The sequence below is a fragment of the Sphingomonas sp. P3_C6 genome, from assembly GCF_056402595.1.
In genome coordinates this window covers 131,670-157,712 of record NZ_JBFUHB010000008.1, presented here as the reverse complement: position 1 = coordinate 157,712, position 26,043 = coordinate 131,670, and the positions used below count along the sequence as shown (strand labels likewise).

The following is a 26,043-nucleotide window of genomic DNA, read 5'->3' as shown; positions in this document are numbered from 1 at the left end:
TCGAGCAGCTCTTCGCCAAAATCAAGAAACTGCTCAGGCGAATGGCACCTCGATCCTTCGACGCCATATGCAACGCCCTCAAGACCATCCTCGAAACTGTCAGACCTGCCGAATGTGCAAACTACCTCAAACACGCCGGGTACGTGCAAACCTGATCGAGAATGACTCTAGACACCTTCAGCCCAGATGAATGCCGCAATTACTTGCTCAACTCCGGATACGGATCAAGCTAATGTCATCCGACTCTAACACCGACCGCGTGCACCATTCCGCCACATCCAGAGTCAGACTCGTCTGACCTGAATCGTCACCCTGGAATTGTTCCTGGCGCCATCGTGCCGCGCACCGACGGGCTTCGGCTCCTGCGGCCCGATGGATGCCGGAACAAGTCCGGCATGACGGAAATCTGCGCTTCAGACCCTAATGGCATGGCGAGTGATCAATCGGCGGGCGAATGAAGGGCACACGGACTGCTGTCCGACCGTACGTCCCGTGTAAGCATGTGCCTTTCGCCGGTGCGACCTACACAGGTCGCCTCCGTCCTGCTATTCCCATGTGCGAGGAACCGTCCGGGCGAGCCAGTCCGCCGACGGTGGGGTTGCCGGCTTGAGCTTCCCGCTCGCCTCCCGTGTCGGGCATCGCGAGCGGGAGGGGCCAGCCGGCTCATCCGTTCTGGATGGAGCGTCGTATGTCGCTGGCGAAGCCCTTGATCGTGAAGCCGTCGGGCATCTCGTCGATCAGGATGAGGTCGGAGATCGCATTATTGGTGCGAAGCGGCCTGATCGCCGTATACTCGGGGGAGTTATACCAAGTCGTTGCGGCCTCTCGGTTCGGGAACTCCATGAGCACGACAGATCCCGGCCAGGCGCCCTCGACGACGTCGCCAGGTCCTTGGGCAAGCCACTTGCCGCCATAGGGTGCGACGGTCGCCTCAACCTGCTCCAGGTAGCTGAGGCCATCACTGTTCGGAACGTCGCCAGGTATGCGCAGGTGGTTGATAAGATAGGTTTTCATTCTTCCAGTTCCTTCTGGTTGCGGCACGGCACCGCCGGGGGGAGGCAGATCAAACGAGGGAGGCGAACTGAGCCTTGTCGAACGGCTGGAGCGCGCCGACTTGGCCCGAGCGTATCTTTTTCGGCCAGGCCGGATCGCTCAGTAGGGCGCGACCCACGGCGATAAGGTCGAATTCATCCGCACTGAGCCGCTCAAGGAGATTATCGAGCGTGCCGACCGGCGCACCTGTCGACTGGCCTCGGAGTTGCTCGATGAAGTCGGCGCCGGCAAGACCGACCGATCCTACGCTGATCGTTGCGCGGCCCGTCAGCTTGCGCGTCCATCCGGCCAGGTTTAGGTCGGATTCCGGAAATTCAGGCTCCCAGAAGCGTCGTGTCGATGCGTGGAATATATCGACACCAGCGTCGGCGATGGGTGCCAATAGCCGCTCCAGCGCCTCAGGCGTTTCCGCCAGCCGGGCGCCATAATCCTGCTGTTTCCACTGCGAATAGCGGAAGATAACGGGGAAATCGGTGCCGATCGCGTCGCGAACGGCGCGTACGACCTCGACCGCGAAGCGCGTCCGTTCGATCGCGTCACCGCCATAAAGGTCTGCTCGCGTGTTGGAACCGGCCCAGAGAAACTGGTCGATAAGATAGCCATGTGCGCCGTGCAGTTCGACCGCATCGAAGCCGAGTGCACGGGCGGCCGCAGCTGCCTGCGCGAACGCGTCGATCGTGTCCGCAATATCCGCGTCACTCATCCCGCGGAAGTCGGGGGGCGTATCAGCCGGGCCTTCCGATGGAGCGTCGGGATGCGGGCCCGTGCCGGGGCTGCGGGCGATGCCCTGATGCCAGAGTTGCGGCGCGATCCGTCCGCCTGCCGTATGCACTTCGGACACGACCCGCGCCCAGCCCCTGAGGCTATCGGGCTCGTGGAAATTGGGGATGGCTGCGTCATTCGAGGCTGCAGGGCGTCCGATCGTCGTGCCTTCGGTGATGATAAGTCCCACCCCTCCCTCGGCACGGCGGCGATAATAGTCTGCGACCTCCTGGGTTGGGACGCCGCCCGGGCTGAACCGTCGCGTCATCGGGGCCATGACGATCCGGTTCGGCAAGTCGAGGGAGCCAAGCCGAAACGGGCGAAACAGGGGGGAGACGTCCATGGTTATATCCTCATAATGCGATTCTTGGGCGCGCCGGGTGTATCACGGGGCTCAGAGATGTTCCTGGAACCAGTCGATGGCGGGCCGGGTCGCCGCACTTAGCTGAGCGATGTACGGATCATAGTGGCCGCCTTTGATCATCACGAGTTTCTTGGGCTCGAGCGCCTGCTCATAGGCACTGAGGGCAAGATCGGTAGCGGCAGTCGTGTCCTTCTCGGCGACGATCATCATCAACGGCGTGGGGGATATGCGGTCGATCCAGAGCCCCGGATTGTACATGCGCGCCCAGCGGGTGGAGCGGATCGTCACCTTGTTCTCCCAGATGCCGTCCGGGATCGGCTGAAGGAAGAAGTTGACCGAGTCGAGGCTCCGATAAGACGAGTTCTCGCCGGCATCCGGGCTGACGATCGTCTGATATGCAGGCGCCTCGCCACGCAATTGCGCGCGCTCGTCGGCGGCGAACAGCGCCTCCAGCGCCGCTATTTTTTCCGGAGGCACGCGGCGCAGGCCTGCCGCATGACCATCGATGGTCGGGACCTGTGAGACGATGGCCTTGAGCCGGCGGTCGGTCGCGCCGAGCACGATGGCGTGCCCGCCTGCGTAGCTCGTGCCCCAAAGACCGATGCGGTCCTCGTCTATTTCGGGCCGATCCTGAAGATAGGAGATGGCGCGCCGCCAGTCCGTGATCTGCTGCCAGGGATTTACGTCCTGGCGAGGTTGCCCGCCGCTGTCCCCGAATCCGCGGTGATCGTGCAGCAACACGGCAAAGCCGGCTTTGGCGAATTTTTCGGCGGTTGGTTCGATGCCGTGATATTTCGTTCCGGCATAGCCATGGGCCATGGTGATGCCGCGCAGTTTCCCCGCCCGCTCGTCGGGAAGATACAACCAGGCGGATAGGTCGATGCCCCCTTCGGCGGGAAAGCTGACATGGTGCTTGGTGAACATGAGGGGACTCCCTGATTAAAATTGAGCGAGGTTGCCGAGCATGTCGCCAAGGTGCATTTCGCCCTCGCGCTGCTGGAGGCCGGCGGCCATCGCCGCTTTCATGATGCGCTGGGTTTCAGGACGGGCGACGCCCGCGCCGAACAGCTCTGAATCCCTTCGAAAGGCGTCGGCGTCGGCCAATGCGATCTCGTTCACCCGCTGGCGGATGAGCCTGGCGCCTTCTTGCGGCAGGGTCGCCACGCGCTCGGCAAGGGCGGTGACGAACGGGCCGAGTTCAGCCTGCGGCAATGCCCGGTTGATCCAGCCATAGCGCTCCGCCAGCTCGGCCGAATGATCGTCGGCGCCCAGCATGATTTCGAGTGCGCGGCCCCGCCCCATGAGACGCGTCAGGTGCTGAACCGCGCCAGCCCCGGGAACCAGGCCGAAAGCCGATTCCATCTGGGAGAAGATGGCCGTCTCCCGGGCGGCAAAGCGCATGTCGCACGCCAGTATGAACTCACTGCCGGCCCCGCGAACGCGCCCTTCAATCTGGGCAATGGACACGAAACCAGCTTCGCTCAATCGACGGAACAGCATTCCGATCGAGACTTCGCCGACGAGCCGCGCGGCCTCCTGGCGGTATTCGGCCACCTTGGTCACATCGACATGGGAAATAAAATAATCGGGGTCTGCGCTCGTGAACACCACCACGCGACAGTCGCTTTGCTCGGCATGCTCGATGAGCGACACGAGGTCTCTGACCAGTTCGGGGCCGATAAGGTTCATATGGGGGGCGTCGATCGCCACATGGAGCACGCCTCCCTGTCGGCGGGTTCTGAGTGTTTGAAGGCGAATGTCCATGCGATCACTCCATGGTTGCAATTTGCAACCATTGGATAGCTAAGGCGCATGGTTGCATATTGCAACCATGAATCGTACATTAGGATGCAAGGAGCCAATGACGATGAAACGTGCCCGCTTTGCAGCAGATGCCTGCCCCGTGGCCCGGTCGCTCGATCAGATCGGGGATCGGTGGACCATCCTGATCATCCGCAACGCCCTTGCCGGCACCAGGCGGTTCAGCGACTTTCAGAATCAGCTCGGCATCGCGAAGAACATTCTCTCCGCTCGCCTCGAGAAGCTGGTCGACGACGGCGTGCTCGAGTTGCGCCCCGATCCGTCGGGGTCACGCCACCGGGAATATCACCTTACGGAGAAGGGGAGGAGATTGCGGGTCCTCCTTCTCGCGCTTCGCCAATGGGGTGAAGACCATCTGTTCGAGGATGGTGAGGAAATGACGCTGCTGACCGATCAGCGAGACGGCAAGCCGTTGAGGCGACTTGAGGCGCGCTCGCATGATGGCCGTGAGATGGGCGATTCCGATGCGGTTCTGGAGGTGGGTCGAAGGATCACCGTTTGAGGCGTGTCGCGCATACGACGCAGCTGATCGAAAAACCGCTTTAGCGGGGGCCCCTGACCAACAAATCAAACTGGTTGCACGTCCCCGCGACCAACGTCAAAAATCCCACGCCAAAAGCCTCGCGGGGCTTTTTATCCCACCTCCAACAACCAACAGACCAAACAGCCCGCAAAGCAATCGCTTCGCGGGCCACTACGCGTTCTGAGCCATTTTCCGCTTTGGGGCCACCACGCAACGTCCCCCAGACGCACAGCCGCGCGATGGTAGACCACAGAAAATCTACCTCGCGCTCGACGCCGAAAGCGTCAACTTTAAGCGCGATGTGCAGCAGTCACCACTCGCCATGGTCGGGCCCAGCCTCGGCAGGTCTGCTTGCTGACCGGAGAGGGCGTCGGTGACGGTCGTGATCAATCCGCTCTATTCGATCGCGGGCGTCGCGGTTGGCTTTCTGGTCGGCTTGACCGGTGTCGGGGGCGGGTCGCTGATGACGCCCCTGCTGGTCCTCGCCTTCGGCTTCCACCCGGTCACCGCCGTCGGCACCGATCTGCTCTACGCCTCCGCCACCAAAACCGTCGGGGCCGCGGTCCACGGGTTCAGCGGAACGGTCGACTGGAAAGTGGTCCGCAGGCTCGCACTGGGCAGCGTACCGGCAACGCTCGTGACGCTGGCGGCACTTGCCTATGCCGGCACGACGTTCGAGGGAACCGAGCATGTCGTTACGGTGATGCTGGGCGTCGCCCTCATCGCGACTGCCGTTGCGATGGCGTTTCGTCGGCAGATCCTGGTCCATTATGCCGGGGCGCTCGAAACGACGTCGGATCGGCAGATCATGCGCCTGACCGTCATGCTCGGTGTCGTGCTCGGCGTCCTGGTTTCGCTGTCGTCGGTCGGCGCGGGTGCGCTCGGCATGACCGCCCTTCTGATCCTGTACCCCAAGCTGCCGACCAACCGCCTCGTCGGTTCCGATATCGCCCATGCCGTGCCGCTGACCCTGATCGCCGGCATGGGACATTGGGCGATGGGGTCGGTCGACCTGTCGCTCCTCGCGTCGCTGCTGATTGGGTCGGTACCCGGCATTATCGCCGGCAGCCTGATTTCAGCCCGCGTTCCCGATGGGGTAACGCGCGTGATCCTGGCGGGCACGCTGGCGATCGTCGGCGGCAAGCTGATCTTCTAGATCAGGCCGACTGATCGTCCCTCAGAAGATCGAGCTGGCTCTCCTCCTCGCCGCGGTCGAAGGTCGATAAGGTCACCCCGATCAGCCTGATTCCCGCCCGCAGCGGATAAAGCGTTCGCACCAGCGCGACGGCCGTCTCGTGCAACGTCTCGCGATCGTTCACCGGCGCATGCCTGGTACGGCTGCGCGTCACCGTCTGGAAATCGGCATAACGGCATTTGACCGTCACCGTCCGGCCACGACCGCCCGATTTCTCGCACCACGCCCATACGTCATCGGCCATGGCGCGAACCCCGGCCTCGACCGCTTCCGGCGTGACGAGATCGTCGCCATAGGTCGTCTCCGACCCCGACGACTTGCGCGGCCGGTCAGGCGTCACGATTCGCTCGTCCTCGCCCCGTGCGATCGCGTGATACCAGCTCCCGGCCTTGCCGAAATGCGCCTGCAGGAACGGCAGTTCCTGCGCGCGCAGGTCGGCGCCGGTGAAGATGCCCAGGCGGTTCATCTTCTCGGCCGTCTTTGGCCCGATCCCGTGGAACCGCCCGACCTCCAGCTTCTCGACGAATGCCGCGCCGGCGCCGGGGGTGATGACGCATTGCCCATTGGGCTTGTTCTGGTCCGAGGCGAGCTTGGCGAGGAACTTGTTATAGGAAATGCCCGCCGACGCGGTCAGCCCGGTCGCCTCGAAGATCCGCACGCGAATCTCGGCGGCGGTCTCCGTCGCCGAGGGAAGGGCACGCAGATTCTCCGTCACGTCGAGATAGGCCTCGTCCAGCGACAGTGGCTCGACCAAGGGGGTATAGTCAAGAAAGATAGCCCTGATCTGCTGCGAGACAGCGCGATACACCTCGAAGCGCGGCGGGACGAACACCAGATCCGGACAGCGCCTAAGCGCGGTCACCGACGGCATCGCGCTTCGCACCCCGAACCGCCGCGCTTCGTAACTCGCCGCCGCGACCACGCCGCGCCCGCTGGGGCTCCCGACAGCGAGTGGCCGGCCGCGCAGCGACGGATCGTCGCGCTGCTCCACCGACGCATAAAAGGCGTCCATATCGACATGGATGATCTTGCGGGTCACGGACCCGCCTTCTGGCACCGACGGCACGGTTCAGGAATAGCGCTCCTCTGCCCAGGGATCACCGCGCATGTGATAGCCATTGACCTCCCAGAAGCCGGCCTTGTCGGCGGAAAGGAAGTCGATGCCCTTGATCCACTTCGCGCTCTTCCAGAAATAGAGGTGCGGCACCACCAGCCGGGCCGGCCCGCCATGCTGTCGCGCGAGCGGCTTGCCTTGCCAGCCATGGGCGAGGATCGCGTTCGGCGCGGCAAAATCGGCCAGCGGTATATTGGTGGTATAGCCGTCATAGCCGTGCAGCAGCACGAAACGCGCGTCTTCCCCGGGCTGGACCAGGTCGAGCAGGTCGCGGGTCAGCACGCCCTGCCAGTCATTGTCGTAGCGGGACCAGGTGGTGACGCAGTGGATGTCGGTGCGGATACCGGTCTGGGGCAGCGCCATGAATCCTTTCCAGTCGAGCGCGACCGGATGGTCGACCAGCCCCCCGACCGTCAGCATCCAGCGCTCGGTCGGTACATCGGGTTGCTGGCCCAGGTCGAGCACCGGCCAGTCGCGTACCAGATGCTGCCCCGGCGGCAGGCGTTCAGTATCGGGGCGGGCGCCGTGCCCGGTCAGGAATTTGCCCTCGCTTGCCCAGCGCTGCTTCGATCGGGTGAGCTTGCTCGCTTCGGGGATTTCGTCGTCCATCCGGCGCTCCTCTGCCTGCCCCTTGTTTATAGCACGCGCTTCTCGGGCAAAAGAGCCTTGTCTATCCGGGCGGCCATGCCGACGCTTCGGCCGGCCAGATTGGCCACGGTGAATCGCACCGCGGCGCCCATCAGCTGAGCGCTCTGCGACAGGCTGAGGCCGTAATCCTGCTGGAGCCACTGGATCAGCCCGGTGCTAGCCGCCTTGAGCGCCTCGTCGAGCGAGCCAGCCTGGCCGAGCACCATGATCTCGGTCGGGGATTCAACGCGAGGGCTGGCGAAGGAACGGCCCTTGATCAGCGCGACGCTGAACTCGACCTCCATCGAGGTCTCGAGCGCATATTGCGACGTCTCGCCGTCTCCCTGAAGCGCATGCGCGTCGCCGAGATAGAGCAGCGCGCCGGGCTGCTGGATCGGCAGATAGACGATATTGCCCGCCACCACTTCATTGAAATCCATATTGCCGCCGGTCCGGCCGGTGTCGCCGGTCGACATCGGTGCGGATCCGAAGCCCGGCGCGACCGCCAGTCCGCCCAGCATCGGCCGCATCGGAACGGAGAGGTTCCCGATCGCGCCACTCGCGCCTTCCGGGCTGGCGCGTCCGGTCGCCCGGTCCAGCTTCCAGCGCACCGGCTTGCCCAGGTCGCCGGCTTTGGCGACGAGCCCGGTGCCGAGCGCCCGCCCGACGACGCTATCCAGGCTGTCGGCATAGTCGCGATTGGGCGTCAGGCGCTTGATGTGGATGGCCAGCGTATCGCCGGCCACCGCGCCGGCGACATAGAAGGGGCCGGTCTGCGGGTTGCCGAACAGCGCCTGCGTCACGCCCGCCGCGTCGACCCCGCCCGAATCCACGGTGCTGGTGCGGACAGTGTCGCCCGGCCAGATCGTCAGCACCGGCGCCCGATCGGCGCTGAACAGGTTCGAATAGTCCCCGGGTTTGAAATCATGGGTGCGCGGCGGGCCGTCGGGCCGTTCGGGCAGGCGGCGCGCGGTGAAGCGGTGACGGGCGCGGGCGCCGGGCGTATTGGAATCGGCGAGGTCCGCCTCGCCCGACATGGTCGTGCCGTCGCGCGTGCCGGCATAGCGATATTCGGTGCCCTTGCTGTCGGTCGCGACGAAGCGGACTGCCTTGCCCGATGCGTCGCCGGCCAGGGGATCGCCGTCCAGTTCGCCGGAGAGGCGGGCGCCGTCGCGGGCGAGCGTCATCGTCGAATAGGCGGGCGTGCCCCACATGTCGGTGACGACCAGCCAATGGTCGCTTTCGCCGTCCCGGGCGAATACGGGGCCAGCACAGGACAGGCTGGCCAGGGCAACCAGAAACAGCTTTTTCATGCGGGCCTCCGATATTCGATTACAGTTGTAGTCGATAGCGTGCGGCCACGCGGATGCAAAGCTCGTTACCGCGATCAGGAAATAGGATATATGATCCGTGCGAGCGGAAGTGCCGCCGTGCAGGGGAGGATCGTCGAATGACCGTGTCGCGCTGGATAGCCATGTCGATCGCGCTCGTAGCCGCCGCCGCGGCCGGGGCGGCGACGCAGCAGCCGGTGGGCCAGTTCGTCGATCACCGCGACATCGGCAATCCGCAATTCCCGGGTTCTTCCACCCATGATGCGAAGACCGGCACCTACACGGTCGTCGGTGGCGGGACGAACATGTGGGCGGCACAGGACGACTTCCAGTTCCTGTGGAAACCGATGTCGGGCAATGTCGCGATGCAGACCGATCTCGAGTTCACCAGCCCGAAGCCCGCGCCGACCGCGGGCGGTTTTCTCCACCGCAAGGGTGGCATCGTGCTGCGCCAGGATCTCGATCCGGATTCAGCCTATGTCGATGCGATCCGCATGAGCAACGACCAGCTCTCGCTGCAATATCGCGAAATGAAGGGCGGGCCGACCCGGCTCATCTGGATCAACACGAGCCGGCTTGGCACGGTGAAGCTCGAGAAGGTCGGCGACTATGCCTATCTCTCGGTGCCCGGCCCGGACGGCAAGCTTCGTCGCGCCGGCGGATCATTCAGGCTGAAGATCACCGGCACCTATTATATCGGCCTCGGCGTCTGCGCGCATGACAATAGCACGCGCGAGACCATGGCGTTCCGCAACGTGAAGATCACGCCGCTGCCGGCCAGTGCCGCGGGCCGATCGAACGACACGGTGCTTCAGACGATCCAGGTCGCCAACGAGTTCGAACAGACCGTGCTCCACCGCGGCACCGGCCCGATCGCGGTGGCCGGCTGGTCGCCCGACGGCAAGGACATCGTCTATCGCACCGGCGGCGCGCTGTACCGCGCCGTCGCCTGGGACAGCGACCAGGTGGCGAAGGTTGCCGCCACCCCGACGCTGGCCGCGCCGACGCCGGCCAGCCAATGGGTCTATTCGAGCGCGCCCGCCGGCAGCGGCATGGGCCTGTGGCGTGCCCATGCCGATGGCAGCGCCCGCACCCGGATCGAGACCAGGGGCAGCGCCTTCGACCCGCGCCTGTCGCCCGACGGCAAATGGCTGGTCTATCTCTCGACCGCGGCGCCGGTCCGCACCCTCGGCGCCACCGCCGATGTCGTGCTCCGCCGCATGCCCGTGGCCGACGGCGTGCCCCAGCCGGACAAGACCATCACCCTGTCGAAGTTCAGGGGCGGGGCAGGCTCGCTCGACAAGGCAGCCTGGTCGCCCGATTCACGGCTGATCGCCTTCGTGACGCGCGACTGATCGTCAGGCCGTGCCCGCCCGCGCCTCGAGCGCGGGTCGGTCGCGGATCGTCAACGCGCGTATGCCGGGCAGGGCGACGATGCCCGCTTCCTTCAGCGCGGTCATCTGCCGGCTGACGGTCTCGATGCTCATGCCGAGCACATCGGCGATCTGGCCGCGCGACAAGGGCAGGTCGATGGTCACCGGCCCGTCGGCGCTCGCGCGGCAGCCCGATCCGGCGGCACGGTCGGCCATGCCGAGCAGCAGCGCCGCGACCTTCTCGCCGGCCGAGCTGCGCGCCAGCATCAGCATGCGCGCTCGTGCCTCCTCCAGCGCGGTGAAGGTGCGCTGGAGCAGCAGCCGCTCCATGCGGACATGGTCCTCCAGCACCTTCTCGAACGGCGCACGCGGGAAGACGCAGAGCTCGGCATCGGTCAGTGCGGTGACGCTGACATCGGCTTCCCCCGCATAGGGCCGCCCGACGAAATCGGCGGGGTAGAGCAGGCCGACCGTCTGCTCGCGCCCGTCCGGCGTCGACGCGGTCAGCTTGAGCACGCCCGACAGCAGGTTGGCGCAAACCACGCTCTCGGCGCCGGCCCAGATCACCGTCTCGCCCCGCGCGACCTTCTGCCGCCGACCGAGCGTGTTGAGCGCGCCCAGTTCCCGGTCGGTCAGGCTGCCGCACAGCGCCTGATCCCGCACGGCGCAATCGGCGCAGATGTCGGTCACGATCATGTCCCGGCATATAGGGGCGCCGGCGCGTCTTGTCTTGTAGACGGGAATTTGACCGCCGTCAAAGCGCCGCCGCCGGAACGGGCGCACGCCACCATCCTCACCTGGATGGAGCTTTTGAAATGCTTGCCTATTCCTTCCCGCTTCTCGTGATTGGCAGCATGACCCTGTTCATGCTGGTCCTCAGCGCATTCGGCATCGAGGATGCAGTCCGCCACCGCGAACCGCGTGATCGTCAGGGCTGAGCCGAATAAGGCGCGCTAGCCTGCCGGCTCGATCCGGTAATGGATCGGCTTGAAGCTGCCGCCGTTCGAATCCGGGGCGGAGCAGGCAGTCAGGCCGATGATCAGGTCGGCCTCGGCGCGGAAGGCGATATGGTCGCCGGCCTTGCTGATCGGCGGCAGCACTTTAAGCTCGCCCGTATCGCCGTCGACCGGCACGTTCATGAAGCAGTTGAACGCGCTCGGGATGCGGTCGGGCACGATGCCATAAGGGGCCAGCGCCTCGGCCAGGTTGCCGAAACAGCCGCGATGCGGCGCCAGATCGTCATAGAGCAGCCGGAACGTATCCGCCGAGCAGGGCGTCAGCAGGAAATCATGCCGTCCCACGGTATCTTCCACGATCTCCAACAGGACATTGGACCGGTTCGAATAGAGCTTGTCGCCGGTCGTCAGGTAGATGCGCGAGGCATAGTCGAGCGTGCGGCCCGATGAGATCACCTCGTCCACATCCGCCGCGTTGAACGCCAGCAGGTCGGCCACCTGCTCGCCGCGCGGATCGATCACCACCAGGGTGTCGCCCCTGGCCAGCCGGAAGGCGGTGCCGCTGCGCTCGGGAATCTCGGTCACGTCGGTCACTTGGCATCCCCTGCATAACGGAACGGGCAGGCCCAGTCGGCGCCGACCGCGCGACCGCTATATTGCCGCGCCTCGCTCGTGTCGCCGTGCCGCGACAGCATCGGGTTGCGCGATCCGGCAAGCGCTTCGTCGCGGATCAGGATCTTCTCGCGCATTCCTTCATATTTGCCCTGCGCACGCAGCGTTTCGAACTGGTCGTGCAGGTTGAAGATCATCGCCGGCCGCGCGAAGCGCCGCGCCGGGCGGCTGGCCTGCGGGTGCAGGCCGACGATGAAGAAAGCCTCGCCGCCGAAGCTCAGCGAGAAATGCGGATTCTCCGGATCTGGGCTGACCGCCGGATCATAATCCTGGCCGCGCCACACATCCTTGTCGGACAGCGACTGGACGCGTTCCCACAAGGCAGCCTCGAACAGGCTCTCGGACAGGTCCTCGGGCCCTTCGAACACCACTGCAAAGCTGCGGAACAGGGCGGGCGCCTCCCGATACGCCGCAGCGAAGGCGATCAACCCGTCATGGATGCGCAGATCGTCCCACGCACTGTCGATCCGGTTGCAGGCAAGCACCTGCAAGGTGCCGCGCGCCAGCGCCGCCTTGGCGCCGACGCAGGGGAAAGCCGCGTCGTCGACCATGGCATGCATCATCGTCTGCAATTCGTCCTGAGCATGGTGCTGCCAGGGGTGAAGGGGGGTGGTTGGTAAGTACATTGCCGGGGGAAGACGCTTCGCAAACCGGCCCGTTCCCGGGATTCGTGTTGATCCACAGCAAGGTCGAATACGATGAAATGGATCGACATTGGGGCCACCTGCACTTGGGCGGTCCGGCAGAATATGACATTTCCCCACAATGCCGATGTTCGAACCGACTTCCCGGCCGATGACCGATTATGGCGGGTTTCATCAGAGTAGCGGCATTTACTGGCGCTTCGCCCCGCCCGATATGGGGTCGCTATGGGCCGGCCTTGCCGAGGTGAAGGGGCGCGGCATGGCGGTGCGTATCCGTGGTGCCGGCCATTCGATGAACGGCTCCTCGATCCCGCGCTCGGGCGAGGTGCTGATCGAGACCAAGGGCCTCGATTCCTATGTCTTCAACGGTTCCGGCACCATCACCGTCGGCGCCGGGGCGACGATGTGGGACGTGCAGCGCCTGCTCGAACCGCTCGGCTATGAACTGCTTGTCCTCAATGACGGCGATGCGCCCGCCTCGACGGTGGGCGGCTATGTCTCGGCCGGGGGCTTCGGCGCCGAAAGCCGTCGGCATGGCGGGTTCTGGGAGAGCGTCGAGAGCCTCGACATCGTCACCCTCGAGGGTGCGGTGCGCACCGTCGCGCGGACCGATCCGCTCTTTCCCTGGCTGTTCGGCTCGATGGGCCAGCTCTGCATCATCGCGTCGGCGACGCTGATCGTCAGGCCACGGGCCGGAAGCGAGGCCGTCTTCCCGCTCGGGAAACGCGGGCGCGTGCCGGCCAGCCGCCACAATTGGGAGAAGACGATCTGGTTCTCGGCCTTCGTGCCGCGCGCCGTGTGGGGCCAGGCGCGGCGGGAACTCGCGGCGATCGGGGAGCGGCACCGCCATATCTGGCAGGCACGGCCTGCCTATGCCTATTCCCTGCCTTTCGGCCGTTTCACCCCGCCGCTGATCCATCCGGCGCAGGAGGATCTGGTGGCGGTCGGCATCTGGGGCGCGGCGCCGGAGGGCGGCTGGGATCATGCGGCGATCAGGGCGCTCGACGCGGATTTCACCCTGTGGCTGCGCACGCATCCCGATTTCCGCCGCTACGCCCAGACCGAGCTTCTCTATCCCGGCTTCGACGTCGCGGCGCATTTCGGCACGGAGTGTTTCGCCCGGCTCCGTGACTGGAAAAGCCAGCTCGATCCGTCGTGGCGGCTGGCGCCCGGCCTGCTCGACCTGCCGGCTCGGCGCTAGCAGACTGTTGAGAAAACCTTCGTCATTCCCGCGCAGGCGGGAATCCATAAGCTTTGCGCTCTGGTATCGCGCTGAAACGCTATGGGCTATGGATCCCCGCCTGCGCGGGGATGACGATTGAGGTCGGTCCGAATCATCTTTTTCAACAGCCTGCTAAAGCGCGTGATGGTGTCGCCCGGCCCGTTGGGCTGGCCTTGTCGCCCACGCTAAGGGTTCTTGGCGGCAGCCGCGGGGCAGGGCATGGTCGCGGGACGCCGCCGGACGGCGCTCAGGGGAACGGGTTTGGATCTCGACGCGCTGCTTTACCATTATTTCGGCACGACGGCGCTGGAGACGCTCGACGATGCCGCGCTCGAACTCGGCATAGAAAGGCTCGGTACAGCCTTCTGGACCGAGCAGGAGCCCGGCCGTCGTTTCGCGCTCTGGGCCCTGCTCCATTCGCTGGGCGACGCGCCCGATCCCGAGGCGGCGTTCAAGACCCCGCGCGAACGCGACGCGGCGCATGCTTATGCCCGTGCCGCCTATCGGGCTGAGCAGCCCTGACCGGTACCCCGATCGAAACGGTGTCGCTGGCGCAGGCGCGGCGAATCGCCCTTGCAGCGCAAGGCTTTGGGCTCGCCCATCCCGCACGTGTCGATCAGGGGCATCTGCGCCGCACGATCGACCGGCTTGCGCTTCACCAGATCGACAGCGTCAACGTGCTTGCCCGCGCGCATTATCTTCCCGCCTTTTCGCGACTGGGCACGTACGATCGCAGCCTGCTCGACGCCGCCGCCTGGGGGCGCAGGTCGGAACGGCGGCTGTTCGAATATTGGGCGCATGAGGCATCGCTGCTTCCCCTGTCGCTTCACCCCTTGCTGCGCTGGCGCATGGCGCGCGCCGATGCCGGCGGCGCGGGCTGGAAAAGCATGCGCGCCTTTGCCGGGGAGCGCAGGCCGGAGGCCGAGGCGATCCTTGCCCGCATCCGCGCCGAAGGGCCGCTTGCCGCGTCCGATTTCGAGGAAGGCAGGAGCAGCACCGGCTGGTGGGCCTGGGGCACGACCAAGCATGCGCTGGAATGGCTGTTCTGGGCAGGCCATATCACGACCGCGACCCGGCGGCGCAGCTTCGAGCGGGTCTATGACCTGACCGAGCGTGTCATCCCGTCGCGCATCCTGTCGCTGCCGACCCCGTCCGAGCCGGAGGCGCACCGCGCGCTGATCGAGCTTGCCGCCCGCGCGCACGGCATCGCCACCACGACCGACCTGCGCGACTATTTTCGCCAGAAGCCGGAAGAGGCGAGCGCCGCCGTCGCCGCGCTGGCGGAAGAGGGCGTATTGGTACCGGTCGCGGTCCAGGGCTGGACCCGCCAGGCATGGCTCCACCGCGACGCACGGCGCCCGCGCCGGATCGAGGCGGCGGCCCTGCTCGCCCCGTTCGATCCGCTGGTGTGGGAACGCGAGCGGACCGAGCGGCTGTTCGACTTCCGCTATCGGATCGAGATCTACACGCCGGCGGAAAAGCGCATCCACGGCTATTATGTGCTGCCCTTCCTGCTCGACGAGCGGATCGTCGCGCGGGTCGACCTCAAGGCCGATCGCCAAGCCTCGCGCCTGCTGGCGCACCGCGTCACGCTCGAACCCGGCGCGCCGGGCGACACGGTGGAGCGCCTGGGCATCGAGCTTCGCCGGATGGCCGACTGGCTGGCGCTGGACGAGGTCATGCTCGGGCCGGTGGTGTGACGCCTCTTCTTCTAACCTTCCCCGGTTCTTCTGACCTTCCCCGGCGGAGGCCGGGGCCCAGTCAGGGGACGGAAGTGATTGTCGTTGCGCGCCGTTACTGGAGCCGGGGGAAGAGGGATGTTCGGCGTCCGGGACCATTCCCCCGGTGCGGCGTTATGCGGCGATGAGCGCCGAGATCGAAGAGCTGCAGAAGCGCATGGAGGCCGCGGCCGAAGCGCTCGATTTCGAGGAAGCCAGGCGACTGCGCGACCGGCTCAACCTGTTGCGCAGCGGTGCCTCGTCCGAGGAGGCGGCGGCCGCCGACACCTCGGGGTTGACGCGCCAGCAGCCCGGCCGGATGGGCCTCGGCACCAGCCAGCAGCGGATGACGCCGCCGCCCGGTTGGACGCCACCGCAGAAACCCGATCCGATGACCCGCGCCACGGGGCGCCGCTCCCGCACCAAGGACCGCTAATGAAATCCGATCAGGCCGGGAAATCCGATCAGGCCGGCCGCAAGCCGGGGCTCATCAAGCAACTCGGCCCCGGCCTGATCACCGGCGCGGCCGACGACGACCCCAGCGGCATCGCCACCTATTCCCAGGCGGGGGCTCAGTTCGGCTTCGGGCTGCTCTGGACCATGGTGCTGACCTATCCGCTGATGACGGCGGTGCAGCTCGTCAGTGCGCGCATCGGGCGCGTCACCGATGCCGGCCTTGCGCGCAACATGGCGAAGATCCTGCCTGGCTGGATCCTCACCGGTCTGGTCGCTCTGCTGTTCATCGCCAACACGATCAACATCGGCGCAGATCTTGCGGCGATGGGGGCGGCGGCGGAGCTCGTCGTCGGGACGGGCGGCCATGTCTTCACCGCCATCTTCGCAATCGTGTCGGTGCTGCTTCAGGTCTTCGTGCCCTATCACCGCTATGCCGGCATCCTGAAATGGCTGACGCTGGTGCTCCTTGCCTATGTCGCGCTGATCCTGATGGTGCATGTCGACTGGGCGGCGGCCGGCCGGGGCATGGTCTGGCCGACCATCGCCGGCGTCAGTGCGATCACCACCGTGGTCGCGATCTTCGGCACCACGATCAGCCCCTATCTCTTCTTCTGGCAAAGCTCGCAGGAAGTGGAAGAGGTCGATCGGGATGACGCCAAGCATGCGCTGAACGATGCGCCCGACGAGGCGGCCGGGGAATTCCGCCGAATCAATCTCGATACCTTTGCGGGCATGGCGGTATCGAACCTGGTCGCGCTGGCGATCATGATCGGCACCGCGGCGACGCTCCACGCCTCCGGCAAGACCGACATCCAGAGCGCCGCCGATGCAGCCAGCGCGCTCAAGCCGGTCGCGGGGCAGTTCGCCTTCCTGCTGTTCAGCCTGGGCATCATCGGCACCGGCATGCTCGCCATTCCGGTGCTGGCCGGCTCGACCGCCTATGCCATCGGCGAATCGCGCGGCTGGAAGACCGGCCTCGAAAGCAGGCTGCTCGAGGCCAAGGGCTTCTATGCGGTGATCGCGATATCGACCCTGCTCGGCATCGGTATCGACTGGTCGTCGCTCGATCCGATCAAGGCGCTGTTCTGGAGCGCGGTGATCAACGGCGTGGTCGCGGTGCCGATCATGGCGGTGATGATGATCGTCGTGTCCCGCCGGTCGATCATGGGCGACTACACCGCGCGGCTGCCGCTGCTCGTCTTCGGCTGGATCGCGACGGCGGTGATGGCCGCCGCCGCGGTCGCGATGGTGATAATGTAGCGGCGGGCCGTCCTGCTTCGGGGGCGCCGCCTATATCTTGAACAGGTCGTGATGCCGGCGCGGCTGCGACCGCAGATACTGGTTCGGCGCCTTCACATGTCCGCCGAGATGCGCCGCGGCATGCCAGGGCCAGCGCGGATCGTAGAGGATGCCGCGCGCCAGCGCGACGAAGTCGGCATCGCCGGTGCCGATGATCGCCTCGGCCTGCTCGTAATCGGTGATCAGCCCCACCGCGACCACGGGCAGGCCGGTCGCCTGCTTGACGGCGCGGGCGAGCGGCACCTGATAGCCTGGGCCGACCGGAATATCCTGGTTGGGGTCGAGCCCGCCGCTCGACACATGCACGGCGTTGCAGCCACGGGCTTCGAGCGCCTGGGCGAAGGCCACGGTCTGCTCGATGTCCCAGCCGCCATCGACCCAGTCGCTGCCCGACAGCCGCATCGTCACCGGCTTGTCGGCGGGGAAGGCCGCGCGGACCGCGTCGAACACCTCGAGCGGAAACCGCATCCGGTTTTCCAGGCTGCCGCCATAGTCATCGTCGCGCCGGTTCGAGATCGGCGAGAGGAACTGGTGGAGCAGATAGCCATGGGCGCAGTGCAGCTGCACCGCATCGAGGCCGAGCCGCGCCGCACGCCGGGCGGAGGCGGCAAAGGCATCGCGCACCCGGTCGAGCCCGGCCTTGTCCAGCGCCTGCGGCGCATGATCCTTGTGATGGAAACCGAGCGGGGAGGGCGCCACTGTCTGCCAGCCATGCGGGTCGCTAGGGGCGATCTGTGCGCCGCCCTTCCACGGCACCTCGGTCGATGCCTTGCGGCCAGCATGGGCAAGCTGGATCGCGATCGGCATGTCCGACCAGCGCCGCACGCTTTCGATCGTCCGGGCGATCGCCGCCTCGGTCGCGTCGTCGTACAGGCCGACATCGGCATAGCTGATGCGGCCCTCGGGCAGCACCGCAGTCGCCTCGATCGTCAGCAGCGCCGCGCCCGACAGGGCAAGGTTGCCGAGATGGATCTGGTGCCAGTCGTTCATGCAGCCATCGACGGCCGAATATTGGCACATCGGCGCGATCACGATCCGGTTGGCGAGGGTAAGGTCGCCGATCGACTTTGGTTCGAACAGCCTTGGGCCCGGCATCGTCTGTCTCCGATCAGCAATCTGGCGCGAATGTCGCCGCGCCGTGCAGATCGGGATAGCGGGCAGGACAATCAACCGCAGCACCTATCAAAGGATGATTTGGCCAGGCGATAAACGAGCCGATCCCGGCACCCTCCCGCTTCCCCGGCGAGGGCCGGGGTCCAGTTGGGGGACGATGATGGCTGGCGTTGCGCATCGTTACATCAGCCTTCCCGACTGGACCCCGGCCTTCGCCGGGGAAGCAGGGAAGGCTGGGGAAGCAGGGAAGGAAGGTGGGATTGCTCAGCCTACGAAAGCGCGCTCAATCACATAATGCCCCGGATTGGCATTCGACCCTTCCTGGAACCCGCAACCCTCCAGCAAGGCCGCGGTATCGCGGATCATCGCGGTGCTGCCGCACAGCATCACCCGGTCATGCTCCGGGTCGAATGCCTTCAGCCCCGCCAGCGGCGGGCCGAACAGCTGGCCATTCTCCACCAGTGCATCGATCCGCCCGGTCGTGCGGAACGGCTCGCGCGTCACGGTCGGCACATAATGGAATTGCAGCAGCGCCTGGTCCCCCACCAGCGGGTCGCCGGCAAGCTGCGCGGTCAGTTCGTCATGATAAGCGAGGTCGCTGACCCGCCGCACCGAATGGACGATCACCACCTGGCCGAACCGGTCATAGACGTCGGGGTCGCGCGCCACGCTGAGGAACGGGGCGAGGCCGGTGCCGGTCGACAGCAGGAACAGCCGCTTGCCGCCGAGCAGCGCGTCGAGCACCAGCGTGCCGGTCGGCTTCTTGCCCAGATAGAGCTGGTCGTCGGGCCGGATCATCTGCAACCGCGAGGTCAGCGGACCGCCCGGCACCTTGATCGACAGGAATTCGAGTTCGTCGGACCAGGCCGGGCTCGCGATCGAATAGGCGCGCATCAGCGGGCGGCCATTCGACTCCTCGTCACCGGGCAGGCCGATCATGACGAACTCGCCCGAGCGGAAGCGGAAGCTTGCCGGCCGTTCGATCGCGAAGCTGAACAGATGTTCGTTCCAATGCTTCACCCAGCGAACCTGGGCGGTCTGGAAGGCGGCATGGTCGGGAATGGTGCGCGGGGCGCGTACGGGCATGTTCATGGGCGTTGCGCCGTAGAGCCGGTTGCCATGGCTGTCGCCACGAAATCGGCGGCCTGAGCCAATGTTCCCGCCGCATCCTCCACGACCAGCCCTGCCGCCACGCGCTTGAGCCGGGCGATCGGCCCTTCCTGCGCCGCCGCGAACAGCGCGAGCAGGCGCGCCTCGTCGTCGGTCACCCTGGCCGCCCCGGCAGCGCCGAAGCGGATCTGCCCGAACCCGTCCTGATCGAGCGTCGCCATCAGCATGTTGAAATCCGGCAATGCCTCGGCGACGCCGCGCCGCGCGAAGCCGGCATGGAGCGCCTGGCAGCAGCAGCGCCCGGCGCGCGCCGCGCCGACCCAGATCCGCATCGCCGTGAGCAGGAAACGCTCCGGCTCGTCGATCCGGTCGACCGCGCGGTCGAGATAGCGGTACATGACGACTCCTTATTGAGAGTGCGTCGCATTATTGAACGAAGGGACATGCGTCAATGCCGTACAGCCCCGATGCGGAAGAGGGAAGGGTGCTTGAGGCGGCCCGATCGCCTCTTCCCGCCCGGCGGAAAGGGGGCGCCGTGACGACTGACGGGATGCCCTGTCCTCTGCGCCGTAACCATCCCGGCCCGCCCGTGATAAAACTGGTGGGACCCCGCGATCTTTGATACCATGTCGCCTTCGAAACCATGCCGCAACGTTTGGGGGCAGGCGATATGGCAAGTGTTGCGGGCGGCTTCAGGCCGGACGCGGCCGTCAGGGACCGCGGTTTTTTCCTCATCATGGCGCTGGTCATCTCGGCGACGGTGGTCGCCGGATTCTCGCTGCAACTCGCGGCGGGCCGGTCGAGCTTCGGTTCGCCCTGGTGGGTGCATGTCCACGGCATCACCTTCATGGGCTGGCTCGGCATCTATGTGGCGCAGAACCTGCTGGTCTATCGCGACAGCATCGCGCTTCATCGCCGGCTCGGCTGGATCGCAGCCTTCTATGTCGCCTGGATGGTGCTGGTCGGGGTCAGCGTGAACACGCTCGCGGCGATCAACCACCGAATCCCGCCATTCTTCGAGGCCAATGTCTTCCTGGTGATGGACTGGCTGACCGTGCTCGTCTTTGCCGGCCTCACCTGGGCCGGCGTGCGCATGCGCCGCCGCACCGACTGGCATCGCCGGCTGATGCTGTGCGCCGCGATCCAGATCATGACGCCCGGCGCGGGCCGGCTGCTGCCGCTGCCGCTGCTCGGTACCTGGATCATCTGGGCGATCTGGCTGATCATGCTCGTCTATATCGGTGTAGCGGTGACCTATGACCTGGTCACGCGCGGCAAGGTCCATCCGGCCTATCTCTGGGGCTTCGGCGCCATCACTGCCGCGACCGCGCTGATACGCCCGCTTGCCTTCACCCCGCCGATGTTGGCACTGACCGGCGCGCTGACCGGCTGATCGGGGAACCGCAGGCACGCGGCGGGGTTGGCACGACCAGGGAGACTCGCCAGGGAGATTCGCGTGCCGGACACTGCCGAAGCCCTGATCGTCGCCTGCCCGCATGACGGGTCGCTCAACCGCGTCCCGCGCGCCCGGCTCGGCCAGGCCCCGTCCTGCGGCAAATGTCACCGGCCGCTCTTCGCGGGCGAGCCCGTCGATCTCACGGCCGCGACCTTCGACCGGCATGCGCTGCAGAGCGACCTGCCCGTGGTGATCGATTTCTGGGCTGAATGGTGCGGCCCCTGCCGGATGATGAGCCCGGCCTTTGCGGCGGCGGCCGTCAGGCTCGAACCGCGCGTGCGCCTCGCCAAGCTCGATACCGAGGCCGAGCCGGCCATCGCCGCGCGCTTCGGCATCCAGGGCATTCCCAGCATGATTCTGATCCACAAGGGGCGGGAGGTCGCGCGCACCTCGGGCGCGATGCCCACCCAGCAGATCGTCGCCTGGGTCGAGCAGGCGCTGGCCGGGGTCTGATCGATGCGCCTCCGCCCCTTCGGCAGCACCGCGCGCGACGTCGCGATCATCGGCCAGGGCAGCTGGCGCATGGACGAGCGGAACCGCGCCGCGTCAGTCTCAGCACTGCGGCGCGGGTTCGATGCGGGCATGACCCATATCGACACCGCCGAGATGTACGGCGACGCCGAAGCGATCGTGGGCGAGGCGATCGCCGGGCGCCGCGGCGACCTGTTCCTCGTCTCCAAGGTCCTGCCGCACAATGCCTCGCGTGCCGGCACCGTCAGCGCGTGCGAGCGATCGCTGGCACGGCTCGGTACCGACCGGCTCGATTGCTATCTGCTCCACTGGCCCGGCAACCATCCGCTCGAGGAAACCATCGCCGGGTTCGAGCGGCTCGTCAGCGACGGCAAGATCCTCTCCTGGGGCGTCAGCAATTTCGACGAGCAGGATCTCGACGAAGCGCTCGCCATCGCGGGGCCCGGCCGCATCGCCTGCAACCAGGTCCTGTACCATCTCGAAGAACGGGCCATCGAGCATGCGGTGATCCCGTGGTGCGAGCGGCACAGCGTCGCGGTGGTGGGCTACAGCCCGTTCGGCAGCGGCGATTTTCCGGCGGAGACCAGCCCCGGCGGCCGGGTTCTCGCCGGGATCGCCGCCGACCATGGCGCGACCGTGCGGCAGGTCGCGCTGGTGGCCCTTTCCCGCCGCGCCTTCCTCATCCCCAAGGCGTTCTCGCCCGACCATGCGGCCGACAATGCCGGCGCGGGCGATCTCGTCCTGGACGATGCCGCCTTCGACCGGATCGACACCGCCTTTCCGCGGGGGCCGAAACCCCGCAGCCTGCCGATGATCTGAGCCGCGACAGGGCGTCGCTGCCATAGGCGTGGGTCTATGGAGCGGCGCCCAGATCATCGACCGAGCCCGCGCCGAGTTGCGCCCGGGGCCGGTCGCGGCGAGGACCGCAACGGCGCCTTGACGGACTCTCCCCGGCGGGTGACAACCGCCGGCAACAGGGGAGAGGAACGCGATGTTCAGTCACATGATGGTCGGCAGCAACGACATTGCCCGATCGAAGACCTTCTACGACGCGATCTTCGGTGCGATCGGCGGCAGGCCCGCGATCGAGGACGATCGTGGCCGTCTGATATATATGCACAATGGCGGCATCTTCCTGGTGACCAGGCCGATCGACGGGGGGGATGCCTGTTGCGCGAATGGCGGCACCATCGGCTTCGCGATGAGCGATCCCGAGCAGACCGATGCCTGGCATGAGGCCGGCGTCGCCCATGGCGGCACGTCGATCGAAGATCCGCCCGGCATTCGTGAGGGCGGCTTCGGCAAGCTGTATCTCGCCTATCTGCGCGATCCCGACGGCAACAAGCTCTGCGGCATGTACCGGGTCCCGAAGGACTGACGGGAGGCGCGGCGCGGCGTATCGCGCGGTCGACTCGTCCAGGGCTATGCCGGGGTGCAGCGCACTCGGCGCCGGCACCGTCCCGGGAAGCGCGGGTGCAAAACCGCTACGGCAAGCCCTGCAGGCGGATCGAACTGGAGAACCAGAACGTCCCGAACATCGGTGGTTCGATGGGATGGGCCCTGATCCCCGTCTGCAAGGACTGAGACTGCGCCGCCATTCCCGTTCCTCGGCTGGCGCCGGGGACTGTGAAAGGCCGTGTTCCGGCCAGATGGGAATGCGAGCCGGCGGACGGCCATGCCGCCCGCCGGTCGCCGAGCGATCGCTTATTTGAAGCGGATGCCCACGCCCGCCATCAGGCGCTGGCGCGACGTGTGGTCGCTATATTGCGAATAGACATATTGCACGTTCACATAGGCGGGCATGCGGCCTTCCGTGACGGTGTGCTCGATGCCGCCGCCGACCTGATAGCCGTCCGTCCGGAAATGGTCGTAGAAGGATACGCCGCCCGGGGCCGCGGTGAAGCGCTTGCGCTGCTCGTTGCTGACATAGCCGCCCTTGCCGAAGATCAAGGTGCTCGGCGTCACCAGAACGCCCGCGCGCACGGCGGCGCCCCATTCCTCGAACGACTTGTGGCAGGTCGAACCGTTGCTACGGGCGGTGCAATTCTCGGTGCCTTCATTGGCGTGCCAATAGCTGCCTTCCGGGCCGATCACGATGTTGTTGCCGATCTGGCCGTCAAAACCGATCGTGCCGCCCCAGCCGAACTTGTCGTTGTGCACGCCCTGGGACTGGAAGCGGTCGCCGCCGATATTGCCCTCGACGCGGACGCCGCGGAAGGAGGTGCCGTTGTCGCTCGGGGTGTCCTGGGCGGAGGCGGCGCCGGAAATCAGCGCGGCAGAGGCTGCCGCGATCAGCAAGATGGTACGCATAGGTTACAGGCCTTCATGTTAAGGAAAGGGCTCAACCCTTCGGCCTTGGAACCGATCCCTCGTCGCGGGCAGGAACTTGCAGACTGTGTTTTTTGGGCAACACCTGCGCGATCGGGTCGCCCTGACGGCGCCGGTGCGATCAGGCCTCGGTCATGACCCCGCCATAGACCGGGTCCTCGAGCGCCTTGCCGGCCCCCATCGCCACGCAGATCAGCGCATTCTCGGCGACGATCACCGGCAGGCCGGTCGCCTGGGCGAGCACCTCGTCGATCCCCGTCAGCAGGGATCCGCCGCCGGTCATCACGATGCCCTGGTCGTAGAGATCGGCCGCCAGTTCCGGCTCGGTCCGTTCGAGCGCGCCGAGCACCGTCTCCACCACCTGACTTACCAGATCCTCGAGCGACCCGGCGATCTCGGCCTGGCTGACCTCGACTTCCTTGGGCACGCCGGCGACGAGGTCGCGGCCCTTCACCCGCATGATCCGGGTGTCGGACGCCCGGTCGATGCCGGCCATGCCGATCTCGATCTTCACCCGCTCGGCGGTCGATTCGCCGATCATGAGATTGTGCTTGCGCCGGATATAGGAGGCTATCGCATCGTCCATCCGGTCGCCGCCGACCCGCGCCGAAGTGCTGTAGGCAAGGCCGCGCAGCGACAGCACCGCCACTTCGGTCGTGCCGCCGCCGATATCGACGACCATCGCGCCGATCGGCTCGGTCACCGGCAGGCCCGCGCCGATCGCCGCCGCCATCGGCTCCTCGATCAGATGCACCTTGCGTGCGCCCGCATTCTCCGCCGCCTGGCGGATCGCGCGGCGCTCGACCGGCGTCGCGCCGGAGGGGATGCAGATCGCGACCTCGGGATGGCGCGGCAGCCGGCTCTTCCCGCCATGCGCCTTGTCGATGAAATGCTTGATCATCTGCTCGGCGACATCGATGTCGGCGATCACCCCGTCGCGCATCGGCCGGATCGTGCGCAGCGTGTCGGGCGTCTTGCCCATCATCAGCTTCGCCTCGGCCCCGACCGCGCGCACCCGCTGCACGCCGTCGAGCGTCTCGATCGCGACGACCGAGGGTTCGTTGAGCACGATGCCGCGGTCGCGCAGATAGACGACGGTATTGGCGGTCCCGAGGTCGATCGCCATGTCGTTGGAAGATCGGCTGAACAGGCGAGGAATTCGCATTTAAAACAATCACTCGAACGGTGGCCAGGAACAATAGCCACCAGAATTTGGTAAGGAACCGGCGGCGTGGGCGCGCCCGGGCACAGCGTCAAGGTCGGAATGGGGACCAGTGCGCCCGAACGGGCTGTTCGGACGACGAGGAGGGATGTCCGCCGCGCGCCGTTTGGCAGCGCGCCGGCCGAACAATGACATCTCCCGCGCCCCGGAGCCCTGCTGTCGTACGGCACCGCGACCGGGCCCGTGGACGAGGAGAGGCGCATGATCCGCCCCCATAAGACATGCCCGCCGGTGTCGCCGCCCTGACGACGCGCGCCAACCGCCAGCTCAAGGGTTACGCGCTGATCCCGTCGACCATGCCCGCCCGGCGCCGGCGCGGTCTATTCGACGACCTTCCACCCGCCATCGGCGGCCTTGCCGATCTGCACCACCATGGTCTGCTTGGCTTCGGGGGTATTGGGCAGCTTGACGGTCACGTCGACCATGCAGGCATAGACGTCTGGCTTCGACGTGTTGCAAATTCCTTTCTTGGAGATCGTCGCGTCGCGCGCCGCGGCGGCCATCACGGCCCGTTGTGCCGGATCGTCGGTGCCGGGGTTGCTGATCATCTCCTGCCGCGCCAGATCCTCGATCTGCTTGTCGCTCGGCCCGGACATCGCGCCGCATCCCGCCAGCGCCACCGACATCGCCACGCACAGCATTATTGGCTTGATCATCGATGTATCTCTCCTGTCTGGGAATGAAGGGTGCCCAGGTGAATGCGACGGGCATCCCAACCGACGAACGCCCGGTGGCGCGGTCCGATCCGGCGCGCGCGATTATTTCTCCACGGCAATGGTCCGAATTCACCCGTCTTGCGTTAGCTCTGTCCGGCGTCACGGCTGAGCGTGCGCCGGGGTAGGAAGGGGCCTCATGAAGAAACACCCGTTGATCCTGATCGTGCTCGGCGTGCTGATGGCCCTGGCCGGCGCGGTGATGAGCTTCACCGGCGGCGCGCCCCGTGCCGACACGAAGACGATCGCCGCATGCCGGGAACGGCTGAAGGGGCAGGACCCCGCCACCCTGCAGCGCTGCGACGAAGCCGCCTTCGCCGCCGCGATGACCGCGACCGACGCCGATGCCGCCGCGCGTGCGATCAGCAGCGCGAACAATGCCGAGATCGGGGGCAACACCCTCGCCATGTTCCTGCTCGGCCTTGGCATCGTCCTGACGGTTGGCGGCATCTACACCGCCCGCCGCCGCCCGGGGGCTGGCTGAGCGAACGCCGGGTCGC

The 26,043-nt window shown here is 66.4% G+C and carries 30 protein-coding genes; 14 read left to right on the top strand and 16 right to left on the bottom strand.

Features of this window, described 5'->3' with window-relative positions:
* Positions 1–663 precede the first annotated feature (663 nt).
* Genes AC1DT7_RS11180 through AC1DT7_RS11165 form a run of 4 tightly spaced genes read right to left on the bottom strand, consistent with a single transcriptional unit; the run spans position 664 to position 3,943 of the window.
* On the bottom strand, positions 664–1,014 hold the full coding sequence (locus AC1DT7_RS11180) for a DUF1330 domain-containing protein (RefSeq protein ID WP_478036020.1): 351 nt from the start codon (positions 1,012–1,014) through the stop codon (positions 664–666).
* Positions 1,015–1,063: 49 nt separating this feature from the next.
* Positions 1,064–2,158, bottom strand: a complete 1,095-nt coding sequence (locus tag AC1DT7_RS11175) for an NADH:flavin oxidoreductase (RefSeq protein WP_478036019.1) — start codon at positions 2,156–2,158, stop codon at positions 1,064–1,066.
* 51 nt (positions 2,159–2,209) lie between these two features.
* The gene (locus AC1DT7_RS11170; RefSeq protein WP_478036018.1) at positions 2,210–3,103 is read right to left on the bottom strand and encodes an alpha/beta hydrolase; all 894 of its coding nucleotides are present in this window, start codon (positions 3,101–3,103) and stop codon (positions 2,210–2,212) included.
* A gap of 15 nt (positions 3,104–3,118) precedes the next feature.
* The gene (locus tag AC1DT7_RS11165; protein WP_478036017.1) at positions 3,119–3,943 is read right to left on the bottom strand and encodes an enoyl-CoA hydratase/isomerase family protein; all 825 of its coding nucleotides are present in this window, start codon (positions 3,941–3,943) and stop codon (positions 3,119–3,121) included.
* A gap of 103 nt (positions 3,944–4,046) precedes the next feature.
* Here AC1DT7_RS11165 and AC1DT7_RS11160 point away from each other — a divergent pair, with 103 nt between their 5' ends.
* Together AC1DT7_RS11160 and AC1DT7_RS11155 are read left to right on the top strand one after the other, a co-directional pair.
* The gene (locus AC1DT7_RS11160) at positions 4,047–4,502 is read left to right on the top strand and encodes a winged helix-turn-helix transcriptional regulator (protein WP_478036016.1); all 456 of its coding nucleotides are present in this window, start codon (positions 4,047–4,049) and stop codon (positions 4,500–4,502) included.
* A 403-nt stretch (positions 4,503–4,905) separates the two neighbouring features.
* On the top strand, positions 4,906–5,679 hold the full coding sequence (locus AC1DT7_RS11155; RefSeq protein WP_478036026.1) for a sulfite exporter TauE/SafE family protein: 774 nt from the start codon (positions 4,906–4,908) through the stop codon (positions 5,677–5,679).
* Position 5,680: 1 nt separating this feature from the next.
* On the opposite strand, the gene dinB is transcribed toward AC1DT7_RS11155, so the two are convergent.
* The 3 genes from dinB to AC1DT7_RS11140 are packed head-to-tail and all read right to left on the bottom strand — an operon-like array spanning position 5,681 to position 8,772.
* The gene (gene dinB, locus AC1DT7_RS11150) at positions 5,681–6,730 is read right to left on the bottom strand and encodes a DNA polymerase IV (RefSeq protein WP_478036025.1); all 1,050 of its coding nucleotides are present in this window, start codon (positions 6,728–6,730) and stop codon (positions 5,681–5,683) included.
* A 57-nt stretch (positions 6,731–6,787) separates the two neighbouring features.
* Complete coding sequence (locus AC1DT7_RS11145) at positions 6,788–7,441, bottom strand: sulfite oxidase-like oxidoreductase (RefSeq protein ID WP_478036015.1); 654 nt, start codon at positions 7,439–7,441, stop codon at positions 6,788–6,790.
* A gap of 26 nt (positions 7,442–7,467) precedes the next feature.
* Positions 7,468–8,772 (bottom strand): acetamidase/formamidase family protein, encoded by a 1,305-nt coding sequence (locus AC1DT7_RS11140; RefSeq protein WP_478036014.1) that lies wholly within the window; start codon positions 8,770–8,772, stop codon positions 7,468–7,470.
* A gap of 137 nt (positions 8,773–8,909) precedes the next feature.
* On the opposite strand from AC1DT7_RS11140, the gene AC1DT7_RS11135 reads away from it, so the two are divergent.
* A complete protein-coding gene (locus AC1DT7_RS11135) occupies positions 8,910–10,145 on the top strand; it encodes a TolB family protein (protein WP_478036013.1) in 1,236 nt (411 codons plus the stop codon).
* 3 nt (positions 10,146–10,148) lie between these two features.
* Here AC1DT7_RS11135 and AC1DT7_RS11130 read toward each other — a convergent pair whose 3' ends face one another.
* Entirely contained in the window at positions 10,149–10,859 is a 711-nt protein-coding gene (locus AC1DT7_RS11130; RefSeq protein WP_478036012.1) for a Crp/Fnr family transcriptional regulator, read from the bottom strand.
* Positions 10,860–10,978: 119 nt separating this feature from the next.
* Here AC1DT7_RS11130 and AC1DT7_RS11125 point away from each other — a divergent pair, with 119 nt between their 5' ends.
* Positions 10,979–11,101 carry a hypothetical protein gene (locus tag AC1DT7_RS11125; RefSeq protein ID WP_478036011.1) on the top strand — a complete coding sequence of 41 codons (123 nt, stop codon included), beginning with the start codon at positions 10,979–10,981 and terminating at the stop codon, positions 11,099–11,101.
* Positions 11,102–11,116: 15 nt separating this feature from the next.
* Here the strand turns inward: AC1DT7_RS11125 and AC1DT7_RS11120 are convergent, their stop codons facing one another.
* A complete protein-coding gene (locus tag AC1DT7_RS11120) occupies positions 11,117–11,713 on the bottom strand; it encodes a DUF1989 domain-containing protein (RefSeq protein ID WP_478036010.1) in 597 nt (198 codons plus the stop codon).
* Positions 11,710–12,417 carry a guanitoxin biosynthesis heme-dependent pre-guanitoxin N-hydroxylase GntA gene (gntA, locus tag AC1DT7_RS11115; protein ID WP_478036009.1) on the bottom strand — a complete coding sequence of 236 codons (708 nt, stop codon included), beginning with the start codon at positions 12,415–12,417 and terminating at the stop codon, positions 11,710–11,712. Before gntA ends, AC1DT7_RS11120 begins: the two co-directional genes overlap by 4 nt.
* A 145-nt stretch (positions 12,418–12,562) precedes the next feature.
* Between gntA and AC1DT7_RS11110 the strand changes: the two genes are divergently transcribed.
* The 5 genes from AC1DT7_RS11110 to AC1DT7_RS11090 all read left to right on the top strand — a co-directional run bounded on the left by AC1DT7_RS11110 (position 12,563) and on the right by AC1DT7_RS11090 (position 17,091).
* Positions 12,563–13,636 (top strand): FAD-binding oxidoreductase, encoded by a 1,074-nt coding sequence (locus tag AC1DT7_RS11110; RefSeq protein WP_478036008.1) that lies wholly within the window; start codon positions 12,563–12,565, stop codon positions 13,634–13,636.
* Positions 13,637–13,918: 282 nt separating this feature from the next.
* Positions 13,919–14,179: a hypothetical protein gene (locus AC1DT7_RS11105; protein ID WP_478036007.1), complete on the top strand. Its 261-nt coding sequence runs from the start codon at positions 13,919–13,921 to the stop codon at positions 14,177–14,179.
* A gap of 20 nt (positions 14,180–14,199) precedes the next feature.
* Positions 14,200–15,357 (top strand): winged helix-turn-helix domain-containing protein, encoded by a 1,158-nt coding sequence (locus AC1DT7_RS11100; protein WP_478036006.1) that lies wholly within the window; start codon positions 14,200–14,202, stop codon positions 15,355–15,357.
* Between the two features lie 163 nt (positions 15,358–15,520).
* On the top strand, positions 15,521–15,811 hold the full coding sequence (locus AC1DT7_RS11095; RefSeq protein ID WP_478036005.1) for a UvrB/UvrC motif-containing protein: 291 nt from the start codon (positions 15,521–15,523) through the stop codon (positions 15,809–15,811).
* Positions 15,811–17,091, top strand: coding sequence for an NRAMP family divalent metal transporter (locus tag AC1DT7_RS11090; RefSeq protein ID WP_478036004.1), 1,281 nt, complete (start codon positions 15,811–15,813; stop codon positions 17,089–17,091). The genes AC1DT7_RS11095 and AC1DT7_RS11090 overlap by 1 nt, the downstream gene beginning before the upstream one ends.
* Before the next feature lie 30 nt (positions 17,092–17,121).
* Here AC1DT7_RS11090 and AC1DT7_RS11085 read toward each other — a convergent pair whose 3' ends face one another.
* The 3 genes from AC1DT7_RS11085 to AC1DT7_RS11075 all read right to left on the bottom strand — a co-directional run bounded on the left by AC1DT7_RS11085 (position 17,122) and on the right by AC1DT7_RS11075 (position 19,751).
* Positions 17,122–18,225, bottom strand: a complete 1,104-nt coding sequence (locus tag AC1DT7_RS11085) for an NADH:flavin oxidoreductase/NADH oxidase (protein ID WP_478036003.1) — start codon at positions 18,223–18,225, stop codon at positions 17,122–17,124.
* Positions 18,226–18,507: 282 nt separating this feature from the next.
* Complete coding sequence (locus AC1DT7_RS11080; protein WP_478036002.1) at positions 18,508–19,335, bottom strand: ferredoxin--NADP reductase; 828 nt, start codon at positions 19,333–19,335, stop codon at positions 18,508–18,510.
* Entirely contained in the window at positions 19,332–19,751 is a 420-nt protein-coding gene (locus AC1DT7_RS11075; RefSeq protein ID WP_478036001.1) for a hypothetical protein, read from the bottom strand. Before AC1DT7_RS11075 ends, AC1DT7_RS11080 begins: the two co-directional genes overlap by 4 nt.
* 272 nt (positions 19,752–20,023) lie before the next feature.
* Here AC1DT7_RS11075 and AC1DT7_RS11070 point away from each other — a divergent pair, with 272 nt between their 5' ends.
* The 4 genes from AC1DT7_RS11070 (at position 20,024) to AC1DT7_RS11055 (ending at position 22,658) form a co-directional block, all read left to right on the top strand.
* The gene (locus tag AC1DT7_RS11070; RefSeq protein ID WP_478036000.1) at positions 20,024–20,746 is read left to right on the top strand and encodes a hypothetical protein; all 723 of its coding nucleotides are present in this window, start codon (positions 20,024–20,026) and stop codon (positions 20,744–20,746) included.
* Between the two features lie 63 nt (positions 20,747–20,809).
* Positions 20,810–21,262: a thioredoxin TrxC gene (gene trxC / locus AC1DT7_RS11065; protein ID WP_478035999.1), complete on the top strand. Its 453-nt coding sequence runs from the start codon at positions 20,810–20,812 to the stop codon at positions 21,260–21,262.
* Positions 21,263–21,265: 3 nt separating this feature from the next.
* On the top strand, positions 21,266–22,099 hold the full coding sequence (locus AC1DT7_RS11060; protein WP_478035998.1) for an aldo/keto reductase: 834 nt from the start codon (positions 21,266–21,268) through the stop codon (positions 22,097–22,099).
* A 172-nt stretch (positions 22,100–22,271) separates the two neighbouring features.
* Positions 22,272–22,658, top strand: coding sequence for a VOC family protein (locus AC1DT7_RS11055; protein ID WP_478035997.1), 387 nt, complete (start codon positions 22,272–22,274; stop codon positions 22,656–22,658).
* Positions 22,659–22,984: 326 nt separating this feature from the next.
* Here the strand turns inward: AC1DT7_RS11055 and AC1DT7_RS11050 are convergent, their stop codons facing one another.
* The 3 genes from AC1DT7_RS11050 to AC1DT7_RS11040 all read right to left on the bottom strand — a co-directional run bounded on the left by AC1DT7_RS11050 (position 22,985) and on the right by AC1DT7_RS11040 (position 25,486).
* On the bottom strand, positions 22,985–23,590 hold the full coding sequence (locus AC1DT7_RS11050) for an outer membrane protein (RefSeq protein WP_478035996.1): 606 nt from the start codon (positions 23,588–23,590) through the stop codon (positions 22,985–22,987).
* A 139-nt stretch (positions 23,591–23,729) separates the two neighbouring features.
* Positions 23,730–24,773, bottom strand: a complete 1,044-nt coding sequence (locus tag AC1DT7_RS11045) for a rod shape-determining protein (RefSeq protein ID WP_478035995.1) — start codon at positions 24,771–24,773, stop codon at positions 23,730–23,732.
* Positions 24,774–25,150: 377 nt separating this feature from the next.
* On the bottom strand, positions 25,151–25,486 hold the full coding sequence (locus tag AC1DT7_RS11040) for a hypothetical protein (protein ID WP_478035994.1): 336 nt from the start codon (positions 25,484–25,486) through the stop codon (positions 25,151–25,153).
* A 196-nt stretch (positions 25,487–25,682) separates the two neighbouring features.
* On the opposite strand from AC1DT7_RS11040, the gene AC1DT7_RS11035 reads away from it, so the two are divergent.
* The gene (locus AC1DT7_RS11035) at positions 25,683–26,027 is read left to right on the top strand and encodes a hypothetical protein (protein ID WP_478035993.1); all 345 of its coding nucleotides are present in this window, start codon (positions 25,683–25,685) and stop codon (positions 26,025–26,027) included.
* Positions 26,028–26,043: the final 16 nt, after the last annotated feature.